Source organism: Paenibacillus sp. 1A_MP2 (assembly GCF_052244825.1).
In the GTDB taxonomy this organism is placed as follows: Bacteria; Bacillota; Bacilli; order Paenibacillales; family Paenibacillaceae; genus Paenibacillus; species Paenibacillus vandeheii.
In genome coordinates, this window is the sequence record NZ_JBQQCS010000001.1 from 2088898 (window position 1) to 2102313 (window position 13416).

General features: G+C 45.3%; 10 protein-coding genes and 3 pseudogenes. 10 read left to right on the forward strand and 3 right to left on the reverse strand.

Annotated features, from left to right (window positions below):
* Nucleotides 1-88: 88 nt before the first annotated feature.
* The 4 genes and pseudogenes from ACTWJ7_RS10290 (at nucleotide 89) to ACTWJ7_RS10305 (ending at nucleotide 3168) form a co-directional block, all read left to right on the forward strand.
* Nucleotides 89-720 (forward strand): annotated as a pseudogene (locus ACTWJ7_RS10290) (50S ribosomal protein L25).
* A gap of 283 nt (nucleotides 721-1003) precedes the next feature.
* The gene (locus ACTWJ7_RS10295) at nucleotides 1004-1522 is read left to right on the forward strand and encodes a hypothetical protein (RefSeq protein WP_301878280.1); all 519 of its coding nucleotides are present in this window, start codon (nucleotides 1004-1006) and stop codon (nucleotides 1520-1522) included.
* Between the two features lie 270 nt (nucleotides 1523-1792).
* Complete coding sequence (locus tag ACTWJ7_RS10300) at nucleotides 1793-2758, forward strand: helix-turn-helix transcriptional regulator (RefSeq protein WP_079350638.1); 966 nt, start codon at nucleotides 1793-1795, stop codon at nucleotides 2756-2758.
* A 47-nt stretch (nucleotides 2759-2805) separates the two neighbouring features.
* Nucleotides 2806-3168 carry an HIRAN domain-containing protein gene (locus ACTWJ7_RS10305; protein ID WP_301878279.1) on the forward strand — a complete coding sequence of 121 codons (363 nt, stop codon included), beginning with the start codon at nucleotides 2806-2808 and terminating at the stop codon, nucleotides 3166-3168.
* A 27-nt stretch (nucleotides 3169-3195) separates the two neighbouring features.
* Here ACTWJ7_RS10305 and ACTWJ7_RS10310 read toward each other — a convergent pair whose 3' ends face one another.
* A complete protein-coding gene (locus tag ACTWJ7_RS10310; protein ID WP_301878278.1) occupies nucleotides 3196-4293 on the reverse strand; it encodes a glycosyltransferase family 4 protein in 1098 nt (365 codons plus the stop codon).
* Nucleotides 4294-4463: 170 nt separating this feature from the next.
* Here ACTWJ7_RS10310 and ACTWJ7_RS10315 point away from each other — a divergent pair, with 170 nt between their 5' ends.
* The 6 genes and pseudogenes from ACTWJ7_RS10315 (at nucleotide 4464) to msrA (ending at nucleotide 10684) form a co-directional block, all read left to right on the forward strand.
* The gene (locus ACTWJ7_RS10315; protein WP_079350635.1) at nucleotides 4464-4778 is read left to right on the forward strand and encodes a DUF3817 domain-containing protein; all 315 of its coding nucleotides are present in this window, start codon (nucleotides 4464-4466) and stop codon (nucleotides 4776-4778) included.
* Nucleotides 4779-5056: 278 nt separating this feature from the next.
* Nucleotides 5057-5875 carry a TerC family protein gene (locus ACTWJ7_RS10320; RefSeq protein WP_024633128.1) on the forward strand — a complete coding sequence of 273 codons (819 nt, stop codon included), beginning with the start codon at nucleotides 5057-5059 and terminating at the stop codon, nucleotides 5873-5875.
* A gap of 760 nt (nucleotides 5876-6635) precedes the next feature.
* Nucleotides 6636-7918, forward strand: a pseudogene (locus ACTWJ7_RS10325) (RtcB family protein).
* Between the two features lie 20 nt (nucleotides 7919-7938).
* A pseudogene (locus tag ACTWJ7_RS10330) lies at nucleotides 7939-9218 on the forward strand (AAA family ATPase).
* A gap of 527 nt (nucleotides 9219-9745) precedes the next feature.
* Entirely contained in the window at nucleotides 9746-10003 is a 258-nt protein-coding gene (locus tag ACTWJ7_RS10335; RefSeq protein WP_017686880.1) for a GlsB/YeaQ/YmgE family stress response membrane protein, read from the forward strand.
* A 165-nt stretch (nucleotides 10004-10168) separates the two neighbouring features.
* Complete coding sequence (gene msrA, locus ACTWJ7_RS10340; protein WP_301878274.1) at nucleotides 10169-10684, forward strand: peptide-methionine (S)-S-oxide reductase MsrA; 516 nt, start codon at nucleotides 10169-10171, stop codon at nucleotides 10682-10684.
* A 131-nt stretch (nucleotides 10685-10815) separates the two neighbouring features.
* On the opposite strand, the gene ACTWJ7_RS10345 is transcribed toward msrA, so the two are convergent.
* Together ACTWJ7_RS10345 and ACTWJ7_RS10350 are read right to left on the reverse strand one after the other, a co-directional pair.
* Nucleotides 10816-11682 (reverse strand): putative RNA methyltransferase, encoded by an 867-nt coding sequence (locus ACTWJ7_RS10345; RefSeq protein ID WP_301878273.1) that lies wholly within the window; start codon nucleotides 11680-11682, stop codon nucleotides 10816-10818.
* Nucleotides 11683-11981: 299 nt separating this feature from the next.
* The gene (locus tag ACTWJ7_RS10350) at nucleotides 11982-13253 is read right to left on the reverse strand and encodes a hypothetical protein (RefSeq protein WP_301878272.1); all 1272 of its coding nucleotides are present in this window, start codon (nucleotides 13251-13253) and stop codon (nucleotides 11982-11984) included.
* Between the last annotated feature and the right edge of the window lie 163 nt (nucleotides 13254-13416).

Sequence of the window (13416 nt, forward strand, 5' to 3'; positions counted from 1 at the left end):
ACGATCAAGGCCATTCTGGTCTAAGAGAGAAGCTTATGGCTTCCTAACAAATATGAAGTAAGGATCCCTTGAAGGAGGATGTTCAATCATGAAATCCAACGGAAAAATGGCTCAACTTACGGCAACACCAAGAACTGAAAAGAAAGGTGCAGCATTGCGCCTGTTAAGACAAGGCGGACGTGTTCCGGCAGTCGTTTATGGCCCGGGATTGGAAGGTGCCGCGATACATGTAGATGAAAAAGAAATGCTGAAAGTAGCACGTACAGGTCGCTCCGAGATGTTCAACCTCAATCTGGAGGGGGCAAAACGGTTCCAGTGCTGATCAAGGACCAGCAGGAACGTAACGGACGTCTGCTGCATGTGGACTTCCTGCAGATTTCGAAGAACAAGCCGATCAGCGTTAGTGTATCGATCGATTTCCAAGGCACCGCAGCCGGCTCGAAGGCAGGCGGTGTGTTCCAGACGCAGGAAACTCAACTGGAGGTCGAAGGACTGCCAGCTGATCTGCCAACCTCCATTGAGGTGGATGTCAGCGGACTGGAAATTGGTGATCGTTTGACGGCTGCGGATATCAAGCTGGATAAAGGTCTGACACTGGTGACGGCAGCTGATTCCATCATCGCTTCCGTAATGCCGCCACAAGCGGCTGAGGCAGAGCCTACGGCTTCTGCGGATGAAGCGGAACCGGCAGCATCGGAAGAGCCAGCTAAAGAAGAATAAGGGATCAGAATATTCAATATTCTGACCTTAACCAAGCCCGGTCGTAATGACCGGGCTTTTTTTATATTGGAAAGGTTCTGTCCTAAGTTGGGTCACGGGAAAAGGTGCGGTATCGTATGCAGTTTTATTTATGAAAGATTGCCGCATAGTGGCGTTATTCGTTATGATGGTAAGGCCGAATGAGCCTCTCGTTCAAGTTGCGCAGTTAGGCAAATTGGCAAGCTATTTACCACGGAAAAGCAACTAATCGGAATAATTTGCACAAGAAGGCAGGTTTCGCATCATGTTTGATCCGACGATTTATGACAATTTGAAAGTAGGCTTTGAAAACCACCTGTATGATCTTGATAATTTGGATGAACTTATTTCCATAACGGACCGGAAGGATCAGCTGGAGATGGCGCGTATGTCCAGAGAGTTCGTGTTGCAATTCTGCCTGAGAGACTACCCTCACATAACAGGTGAAGTGGTCTTGAGCACATCGCTTGAGGAGCTCGCAGCTGAAATTCTGGAAACACCGGGTGGTCACTTCGGTTGCCGTTTGCGACTTCGGTTCAGGATGGTTATTAAGGAGCCTGAGACTCAATGTCCGGCGATTAGCTCCATAATACAGCAGAGCTGGCCGGAACAACGAAAGCAGCAGCATATTCATTATATTTTTGAAGATAAGCCAGCAACCTATGCTGTCACAGCTGAAGTACATTTTGATCGCAGTGTAAATGAAGATCAGATGGGAGATATTCCTGAACTGTGCGACCATATGGTCAATGTGTTGACTAAATTATTGCAATTGCACAAATAAACATGAAAAGAGTCTTGTCTCTGGTCAAAGAGGCAAGATTTTTTTCGTTTTTTTTGAATGCCAAGTAGGCTATCTGGCGTAGGTATATGGACTTGAGGTTAAAATTTTACGCAAGCAAGTAAGAGATTGTATATTTAATAAGCCGAACAAGTGCGATTGGACTATACATATAAGGTGAAAGTGCGAAAACAAGTTTGGGACTAAAGATTTAGTACCGGACTAAAGGAACTAGTTTTCCTTGCCGATAAAATATCGAAGGGGAGAAACTACATGACAGAGAAATTAATTCGTCTTCTGCGTATACTTCAGGCTATACAAGCGAATCCCGGAATTTCCGCCAAAGAATTGGCGTTGAAATGTGGTACAACTGTGCGCACGATTTATCGCGATCTCCGAATTTTGGACAGGGTTGCCCCTATCATGAATGAAGGTTATGGCAAAGGGTATCGGTTCATTGGTGAATTTGCCATGTATCCTCTGGATTTTACCGAACAGGAAGCCATGGTATTCTCCATGCTTCCATCCGTGGTGGATACTTCGCAACTCCCGGCTGAATTTGATTCAGCTTTTGATAAGGTGATGACGGCCCATACCAAAATGAAATCGAGAAACAGTGACATTGTAGAAAATATTGCAGGTATTATTCGTATGGGCACACCTGCATACCGGGAAGAAGGGAAGTATCCCAATTTGCTTATTCCAGTCATTGAAGCCATTCTGGATCAACAAACGATTCGAACTCAATATCACACACTTACGAAAAATGAAATCACAGTCCGCGACATTGACCCCTATTACCTCATTCCGCGCGACCAGCGTTTTTATTTGATTGGTTATTGTCACTTGCTGAAGAAAGTTTGTTTGTTTCGGATCAGTCGCTTTCTGGACGTTATACAAACTAATACCCATTTTGTTATGGGGGATTTCAACATAACGCAGTTCATGAAAAACACGTGGTCCATTGATCGTGGGGATAAACTGATTCATTTTAAAGTAAGGTTCAGTAAAGAGGTGGCCCCCTACATAAAAGAAGAAGAGATGTTTGTTCGTCCACGAATGACGGATATGCCTGATGGCGGATTGTTATTTGAAGTAACGCTGAACAGTAGTCGTGAATTCCTGAAATGGTTATATCAATTTGGCCCCGAAGCGGAGGTAATTGAACCCCGTGAATATCGTAAAGAAATTCGTGAACAACTCATAGAGTGGATGAAGCATTATGAGGAAGATCAATAATTTCGACCCTTCTAAATTTAAAATAATGTGTAAAAGGAGCTTTTGTGATGAAAACCAAAATATTTGCCGCCATGTATGGAATGGAACATTATCATGGCGTAGAAGCTTTAAATGTGGGGGATACCTTATTTCTGGTCAAAGATCCCGACAATCGGGTAGATTCTCAAGCCATTAGGGTTGTCGTTCCTCCCATTGGGACGGTTGGATATATTGTTAATAACCCTCTGCTCGCTCCTCACGGCTGCTGGACAGGCTCAGGAATCTATGATGCTTTCCACCAACAGACCTGTGCTAAAGTGAGGTTTACCATGAAAGAGATGATAATTGTGGAATTAATTGAAATGATGTATGTCCCTGTTCCGCATATGGATAGCTTTATTGCAGACTGGCAGTCACGTGAAAAAGCATGACGGAAAGCGCGGCCTTAACCAGATCAATCACCGGATGAGCCTTGTATAAGCTGCTTCGAGATGCATGGCTGTCCTAGCCCAACTGAACTGTTCAACTGCACTTGCACGACCGGCTTCTCCGAGAGAACGGGCGAGAGAAGGATTGTCTGCCAGTTTATACAGGTATGCAGCGAAACTTCGGGGGTTGTGATACTGTCTCACAAGGTATCCATTATTCCCGGAGTCAATGATTTCACGAATGCCCCCATTGTCTGAAGCAATGACGGGTAGTCCCGAAGCCATAGCTTCAACATTCACCAGTCCGAAGGCTTCATGTTCTTGGGAAGGGCACACCAGGCAGTCCACAGCCCGGTACAAACGGTCAATGTGTTCATGGGCGATCTGACCTCGGAAGGCTGCATCAACCTTTAATTTGCGGGCAAGCTGTCGCAGTTTGCGGACGTAGACTTGAGGTCCTTTCCCTGCAATGATCAGTTGTACGGGTACCTGCTGCTGAAGAATAGCTACGGCACGAATCAGTACATCCACACCTTTGCCGGGAATAAGTCGGCCTACATACAGAATGGAGAAAGGCCCTGAAATACCGAACTGCTTGCGCAGAAGCTGCTGCTCTCCTTTTATTGCTGGCAAAAAGCGGCTTAGGTCCACGCCAAGCGGCACCACGCCCATCCGTCGTCTCAAGGATGGAAATCTGCGACCCAGCCTCTGTCTGAGGGATTGACTGTTGACGGCAATCCAATTCGCTTTTTTTAGCAGTGCTAATCTTGCTGGCCCAGGTTGTGCAAAGGTTAACGAGTGAAGATAGAGCACCACTGGGATCGAAGGGAAAGCACGTTTAATTGCAGCCATACTATGGGGTCTGTTGTCTACCTGAATAAGATCGAAGGGTTGAATTTTCAGAAAACGAATAACGGCCCTTGTGTACTCGTTGGGGCTGGATGCTGGCACACGTCGGATCGTAATGCCATCGATTTGCTCTGTGATGGCAAGGGCGGGCATCTGACGGCTTATGATCGTCACCTGGTGACGAAGCGCAAGTTCGCGAGCAATGCCCAGAATGCAGATTTCGACAGATCCGTTACCTGGGACTGGCAATTTTTCAGGTGCTATTAGGGCTATTTTCATCAACAGGATCCTCCTTGTCCATATTCGCAACAATCTTGGTCATATATCCTATGTGCTTCGGCTGGGTTTGGCTCCTGTGGAACTGCGCGTGAGGGTAAATTTCGTTTTTGTGATATACTGTACGGGTTGCAGTGAATTCATTGCGCGTATTTAGAAGCAGGAGGAAAAAAATGTTACATTCTACACTTGGTCGCTTTCGACTGCTGCTGTGGTTGCAGGGGCTTTCATATGTGCTATTGTTATTTGTTGCTTTTCCATTGCGAAATGCGGGGATCATGCCGCAGGCGGTCACATGGTTTGGGAACATTTATGGTTTTTTATTTCTGATGTATTTATTATTTATGGTGAGTATGTATACCACGCAAAAATGGCGCTTACGTCGTCCGATCGCTTTATTTTTTGTATCGTTTATCCCTTTGGGCAATTTCATCTATGATCTGCTGGTCTTTCGCAAGCTGGATCGCAGACTGTCAAATAAAGCTTGACTTTGCTTATCGTTATGAATATGATGAGAACAGGTTATTGAACCCGTTCCAACTAAAAACCGCATATTCCTTATGTTAAAGGGGAGTAGCTTTCACAGTAAAGTCGTCAGTTCGGGATTCCATCCCCGGCTTTATTGGCAGCAATTTTGTTGTTAGCGAGACCTTTACCAAGTTTTCATACTGGGTAAAGGTCTCTTTTGTGAATAAAAAGGACCTTACCAGTAATGGTAAAGGTCCTTTTTTTTGTACATCATAAGGATACTAAGGAGGAGTCAATTTTGGAGTTGTCATTATTATTGGAGTATGGGTGGGTTCTCGCCGTATTAGTAGTCCTTGAGGGATTACTTGCAGCTGATAATGCATTGGTTCTCGCTATTATGGTTAAGCACCTGCCTGACGAAAAACGCAAAAAAGCGTTATTTTATGGTTTGTTGGGTGCATTCATTTTCCGATTGGGTTCGTTGTTCCTGATCTCGTTCCTGGTGGACGTATGGCAGGTTCAAGCGATTGGAGCCCTGTACCTCTTGTACATCTCCATTAATCACATTGTCAAAAAGGTTATGGGCAGCCGAAACAAAACAGATGAAGCGGCGGATTCCACACCCAAAAAACCAAAAAGACAATCTGGTTTCTGGATGACTGTATTTAAAGTGGAAGTGGCAGATATCGCGTTCGCGGTCGATTCGATTCTCGCAGCTGTGGCGTTGGCTGTTGCTTTGCCACCAAGTGGATTGCCTCCGATCGGCGGACTTGACGGTGGACAGTTTATCGTTATCTTCCTCGGCGGATTCATCGGTCTGGTAATTATGAGATTTGCGGCTTCCTTCTTCGTCAAGCTGCTCCATTCACGTCCAGGGCTTGAAGTTGCAGCCTTCGTTATCGTGGGATGGGTTGGGGTTAAATTGGCTGTTATTACACTGGCACACCCTTCGTTGGGCGTTCTGGATGAGCATTTCCCGGAAAATAAAATTTGGAAATTCGGGTTCTACATTGTACTGATTACGATTGCGGTATGCGGTTGGTTCTTGTCCTCTAAGGTTCCTGCAAAAGAAGATGAGAATCCGGTGGAAGAACTGGAACAACAAGCAGGGAAATGACGAAAACATGGTCAACCCTGTCAAAAATAATAATCAATATCTAATATCATGATATGCTTGAGTAAGCAGGGTCTGTTCCTTCAGACCCTGCTTTTTTATAAAATTTATTAGTATGAAGTTCAATCTAACGCATATGCACAATGGGGATTTTCCAAGAAAAGGGTTGACACATTGAAACGAGTCCGCTTAATATAAACATAATATTTACGAAGGGAGGCCGAGAGACATGATGGTTGGTTATGATTTGAAACTCACAATGACACTACGAAGCACAGACACAATTGTATACCCAGTTCATCGTCTCTTTGGCCTCATACGGGCGACATAGGGGAAGATGCATATCGTTTATCATTGGAACGTTATTAATCGATATGCTACTCTCAGCTATAGCAATGGAGAACAGACGCGGCATGTTCATGCAGCTTTTGTTTTCTGTTATTGTCATGAAGGAGTCACGGGCGAACTGTCCGTGGCTTCTTTTTTTGTTTAACTGAATATGGATATGAATTAACAAAGAGTTAGCGTTCGATTTTTGAATTGAACTGAATTAGCTGAACGTACGGAAAGGAAAAAAACATTTATGAATACACAACCCAATTTATTTACAAGCCAAAACGAACTCACAGGTGGATACCGACATAAAGTCAAATTGCCTGCTGGGGACTTAACGGTATATGCGGCACAACAGCTGTTCTCCTCATTGGATTATAAGGTGTTCGAAATGGCGAACAACAATCTTCAAATCCCTGGTATTTCCTACATGAGTTACACGCCTGATGTGCATGTCGGTGTAGGTACCTGCATCGGCACAACAGCGGTATGGGATGCCAAGAGTGGATTTGTATCTCCATCCATCGTAGGCAGCGACATCGGCTGTGGCATGCGGGTGCATATGACCAATTTGCATAAGGACGACCTGAAAGACGTGAAGCTGCGCCGTAAACTTGTGAAAGCAATTGAGAAAATGCTGCCGATGGAGACAAATCAACGCGGTCATTACTCGGATATTCGCCTGGAGCATATCGTGCGCAAAGGCTTGCATGGCTTACCCAAGAAATATATTCCGGACAGCTACACACCGAAAAAATCTACTTCCATTACTCATGTCGAGAGCAGCAAGTTTGCCTTTGACGAGGAAGTGTTGAATATGGTACAAGATATGACATGGCATCGGGCTCATCGCCAGTTAGGGACTTTGGGTGGAGGTAATCATTTTGCCGAGATTCAAGCCATTGAGATTGCCGAGGAAAACCGGGAGATTGCGGAAGCCTGGGGCCTGTACGATGGCCAAATTGTTGTTATGATTCATTCCGGTTCCCGGGCATGGGGCGGGTATGTAAGCCAAACCAGTTCATCGGCGATTGCCAAAGTGATGCAGCGAAATGGTCTGGGAACAGCCGATCCAAGACTCGTTTTTGCTCCGCTTGATCATGCGGAAGGTCGCCATTACGTCAATTTGATGTACTCTGCATTAAATTATGCCGTAGTGAATCGCCATCTGATTGCTTATGCGATTCGCGAAGCTTTTCGGGATGTGTTTGGTCCGAAGTGCGAATTCCGCACCCTCTATGACCTGATGCACAACTATGCATGGGAGGAATCTCACGCGGATCAGGGTTCCGTCTTTGTGCACCGCAAAGGAGCTACACGTGCATTGCCTGCCGGTCATCCGGATAATCCAAAGCCATATCTGGCAACAGGTCATCCCGCGCTCATACCCGGTTCAATGGGGACTGCTTCATATATCATGGTAGGCCAACCCGGGGGAAGGATAATTATTATTCAATCTGTCATGGGGCAGGACGCATTCGTTCGCGTACAGCAACGAAACGTCTGGTTACCGTGGAGGATTTTGCCTCGGCGCTGGGCGTAGGAACTGAAGATGAGATTGTGGTGAACCAGCGTTCGCTTGAAACCATTATAGATGAATCGCCGCAAGCGTATAAAAATGTCGATGAAATTATGGATAGTGTGACCGGCGCAGGTCTGGCTCAAGTTGTAGCCAAATGTAAACCACTTGCCGCTGTGAAGGGAGCTAAGTAATGACCGTAGAGAAAAAACAAATGAATCCTAATGGAGTTATTTATTCCTATGAGCAACAAGACAGTCAAATCCGAAACGAAGGCTATGCCATATATGCCCGCTTGATTCGCGGCATTATTGAAGCGCTAGGCAATCGATATGGTGTTCGTTATGAACTCTATGCCAGCGATGATCCAAACAGTGAATACTGGGATCTGCTTAAAGAAGATCTGCAAAGCAACAGTACCGAAGTGGAGCTGGTTGCCCGGATTTTCGAAGATCTGGAGCTGCGCACACTGCATTATGAAGACGATGGAGATGCGCCAACCTATGGTATACATTATTCGATTCGCAACAATGTATTTGCTTATCCCCACTGGGGCGTAGCACTTGTCCGCATTCCGTTCTTCCGGGAGAACGGGATCTACAATGAGGATTTTGTTTTTGCTACAGGAGAAGAGGAATTGAAGCAGTTTCTGGGCAGTGTAAGAGAACGGGAACGGCAGCAAAATATGAAAAAGGTTACGGTATACACGGATGCCCGCAATGGCAGTGACCGTCATGTCGAATCCATTACCCGCTCTGTGGGGAGAGACGAGGTCGTGCTATCTCCGCAAATTAAACAGGATATTTTTCGTTCTCTGGACCAGTTTTTCGAGGCGGATCGCTCCTTTTATCGAGATTACGATATCCCATATAAACGGGGGATTCTGCTCTATGGACACCCGGGGAACGGTAAGACGACCCTTGTGAAATCCATTGCCGGGAGCATTCCGGGTCCTGCTGCATATTGGCAAATTACCGAATACACCAATAGCGAATCGGTACGTGAAGTATTTGAAGCAGCCAAACGTCTGGCGCCGATGGTGCTGATTATTGAGGATATCGATTCTATGCCGGATGAAGTCCGTTCCTTTTCCTAAATACACTGGATGGGGCAACATCCAAAGAGGGCATTTTCCTCATTGGCACAACGAATTATCCGGAGAAAATAGACCCGGGGCTCATGAACCGTGCCGGACGGTTTGATCGGGCGTATGAAATACCGCTGCCGGATGAAGGGCTCCGCCTGCAATATTTGAACCAGCGAGGCTTTGCTGTCTTCGCAGGGGAAGAGGGCACGCAGGAAGCTGCGCGACTGACGGATACCTTTTCACTTGCACAGCTGGGAGAGCTGTATGTCAGCGCAGCGCTGGAATGGCATCAGAATGGACAGACAGACATTGTGCAGATCATTCAATCGATGCGAGGAGAGCTGGACAAGAGCCATAAACACAACTGGCTGGCCCAGCCAGGCAAGGGGCGTGCAGGGTTTTATTAATTTCTAAATATTTTAACGGTCTTAAAAATTTTGGATAGATAAGGACAATCTAGTGGAGGGTACGAAATCGATTCTGAAGAAGCGAAGCCAAAAGATTTCTGTAAGAAAGCTACTTCGTAAGCATTATCTTGCCTTTATCAACGGATTTTCCCTACTATATAGGGAATGCAAAAAAATCCGGGGATAACAGCGATCGGAAGAACGATTCGTAACCGGAACGGCTTCCTTGCTGTACGCTAACTTTTTAAAATAGACCAAAAATATTCTCACCTCAATTGGTTATACTAAGGCGGTCTGATCTAACATACAATGACTTTCGGGAGGTACATAACGCAGTCTTGAACTGTGTAAGATGCCGGGAAGTGACGCGATCTGTTTTCAATCCTGTGTTAAGGGCTGTTTGGCAGAGAAGAGGGCATATGAACAAAAGGTAATATACAACAATTTTTATGCCAACTGTTTAAATGCTTCTGTAGCGGTTAATAGTAGACAGACAACAACAAAAACTTTAATTAGAGGTGATTGATATGGGTTGGTTATGGTCATTAATTATCGGTGGTATCATTGGTTGGTTGGCAGGTCTGATTGTTGGTCGTGACATTCCCGGCGGCGTTATCGGTAACATCATTGCCGGTTTTATCGGCGGATGGTTAGGCGGAGTGATTCTGGGAGATATGGGTCCTGAAATGGGCGGATTCTACATTGTGCCGGCATTAATCGGTGCTATCGTACTTGTAGCGATCGTAAGCTTGATCTTCCGTTCCATGGGTCGCAGCCGCGGGTAACGCGTTCAAGATCTCTTGAATATATTAAGTCGGCAATGAGCAATTTGAATGACGGTTAATACAAACAAATGATCTTAAGAGGTTGATGGAAGTCCACGAGGTGGCTTTCCATCAACCTCTTTTTGTTTTAAGATATAGATGTACAAAAGAAAGGGATGAATCTGAATGGAAAAAGCTACATTTGCCGGCGGATGCTTCTGGTGTATGGTTACACCATTTGAAGAACAGCCAGGCATTCATGGTATTGTATCCGGCTATACCGGCGGTCACGTCGATAATCCAACATATGAGCAGGTCAAAACCGGGGAGACCGGTCATGTCGAAGTCGTTGAAATTACCTTTGATCCAGAGATATTCCCGTACGAACGACTGTTGGAGCTCTATTGGCCTCAGATTGACCCAACCGATGATGGAGGGCAATTTCAGGATCGTGGTACTCAATACCGGACAGCGATCTTCGTCCATAATGAACGTCAACGTGAGCTCGCAGAGCAGTCCAAGCAAGAGTTGTCAGCAAGTGGACGATTCAACCAACCGGTTGTAACGGAGATTCGGGATGCAGTTATGTTCTATCCGGCAGAAGACTACCATCAGGATTACCACAAGAAAAATGAGAAGCATTACAAGGAAGACCGTGCGATATCTGGACGGGATGAATTTATTGAAGACAACTGGAAATAATTGATTTCAATACATCAGATGAGTTGCCCTCAGATCACATTGAAAAAGCCGGGAAACGTTCCAACAGGAACTTCCCGGGCTTTTTTGATTGTTCAATGATGATGAAAATGATGCCTTAATGGCTATAGAGCTTATCTGCGCTTTCCCACCAGTATTTCTAAATCAATTGTAATCTGCGTCAAGGTCTCTTGAATGCTGGCTATGGCTGATTCTTTTCCATGCCAGGCGAGTGGCGTCATATGAATCAGCGAATCCATCATGACTTTCGTTACAGGCATAGTGTATGTTAGCGGAATACTGTCTATGAGATAATGATGCTCGGTAAATCGGTCCAGTACGTGCTCCCTGCCGTCTAGTTGATGAGATCGGCCCTCAAACAAAAGCTCTCTCATTTCCATTAGATATTGCTTACGGGGGATCACTTTGATGATCCAGCCATCCTTCTTCATCACTCGTCCGAACTCTTCATAATTCGAAGGGGAGAGGATATTCAGAATCACGTCCAATTGCCCCTCTGCAAACGGACTATGAGCAAGATCACCAACAAACCAGACTTGCTGGTCGAAAGTAGAAGAAGCCATGGCAATACCCTCTTTGGCGATGTCGATCCCCCATCCCACGGATGAAGTATTCTGTGTAATCTGCTGCAAAAGAGATCCCTCTCCTGCACCTGCGTCCAGAATATGCAAGGGCTGACTCTTGCTATTGGAGTAACCTTCGATCCAACGGCGAATGATTTCGGTCAGGGGCGTATAGATCGCAGTTTGAGATAAAATATTCCTTTTGGCCGAAAATAACCGTTTGTCATAATTGCCTTTGAAAAAACGTGTCATGAAATTGACATAACCTTGTCTTGCCAAATCAAAGGTATGCTTGGAACTACATTGAATATTGTCCCGACTAACCGTTGTCATGGTTTGATGACAGATGGGACATTTAAGCATATGGATGTATCTATAAATAAGCGCAGCACTACGTACTCTGCGATGGATTGACATGAAATAGCACCCCATTCATTCAGATATGGATAACTGAAGAAAAGGGCATAACAAATAAACCTCTATCGTACATCTTAAAAAAAGAGGTTATGTTATGCCCCAAGTTATCTGTATCGAATGAATTGAATAATCATGGGAAGGTTGCGCTCCTTTGCCAATCAAGAGTAGGGTGAAAAAGTTGACGATACTATTATAACAGTTTGAGCAGAGAGGATAAAAGGGAGGAGACTCTACATCGTTGTGTAAAATAACAGAGCGCTCTGTTAACCGTTAGTCGGTCAACCAGAGCGCTCCATTTATTATTTTGCTGAGGCTGTCTTCAACACATACTTGGATAATGCATCGTCATTGATCTGGTAGATGATATGATCGCTGTATGTTGAGTAACCATCGAGCACACCAGGAGTTGATGCGAATGCATATTCATGGACCGTTTCCAATGTTTGCGGATCAAGAATGTAGCCAGACTTGGCAAAATTCAATTTGTAATTTTCATCCTGTGTACGCTCAACGACCATTAACGGTTCCTGTTGATCTTTGAACGTACGCTCTGTGACTTTGCCTTTCATGGTGTACAGCTCCAGCTTCTGACCTGTAAATACGGTATATCCGCTGCCTGCAGTTTGAACATAGGCATTACCTGCAATGGCACGACCCCAGGCCATCTTGCCATCGGTGCCAAAGCCCATCAGTTTGTTGCCTGTGTTTGCAAAATTGGCACGCATGATCACAGAGCCATCGTCCAGAATGGCCAGCGATTCACCGCCACCGTCTCCCAGGGTGTTGGCATTGCTAGGGAACTGATATAACGAAAGACGATTCAGTGTGCGATCATAGATCTCCACTTTTGGATTAGCCGCTGCTTGCCAGTAGTTGCCGACTTTGGTTTGTTTGCTGGCGTCTACAACGATTCGATTACTGCCTGCCTTGAGTACAGCACCGTTAATGGTCTTTTCTGTAATCAGTTTGCCCTTTTTGTCATATAGCGAGATGGCCGAACGTACGGAACCGTTCGATTGGACACCCGCGCTTGAGGCAACCAGTAATGTATCGTTATCCAGAAGGTAGATGGATGATGAATTATTTACGGTTTTGACCCAGTTGGTTTTGCCGGATGTATTATACGAATATACTTTCTTGGTTCCATCGGAATATTCCATATAGACATAGGCTGTGCCGTAGCTGGAATAGAGGGAGTTGGAATAAGTCGTATAAGGGCCGCTTTTCTCATGGAAGATCACGTTCCACTTCAATTGTCCGGTTGTGGCATCCAGTGCCTGGAGCGAATCCAGCTGCCAATCCAGCTTGGTATTGCTGCTTGTTTTGATCACGGGTTGTGAAGAATGAACGTACACCAAGTTTTTGGAAGGCACAGCATTCAATTCCTTAATGATGACGTCCTTCTCCGTATTCACCTCAGTGAGTGCCAGGGATGATGAGGTCCACGCAGGCTTGGGCAGTGGGGCATTAGACTCTGCTGCGTAGCTTGGTGTATGCAGGCTGAAGAGGAGCATGCCACTGAGAATGAGTGCAGCCCATGTTTTGGACTTTCGTTTGTTGGATGTATGCAAGTTATAAACCACCTTTCTTCGATTCAAAATAGAACCGATTGTTGAATTCTACCATTTCATACATGTGAAATTCAACCTGAGTGTCTGTAACCTTTTATGATTGATATATAATATTATTGTTGTTTGGGGAAGTTCGAGGGTTACAGGGAATTCATCTTCTTTC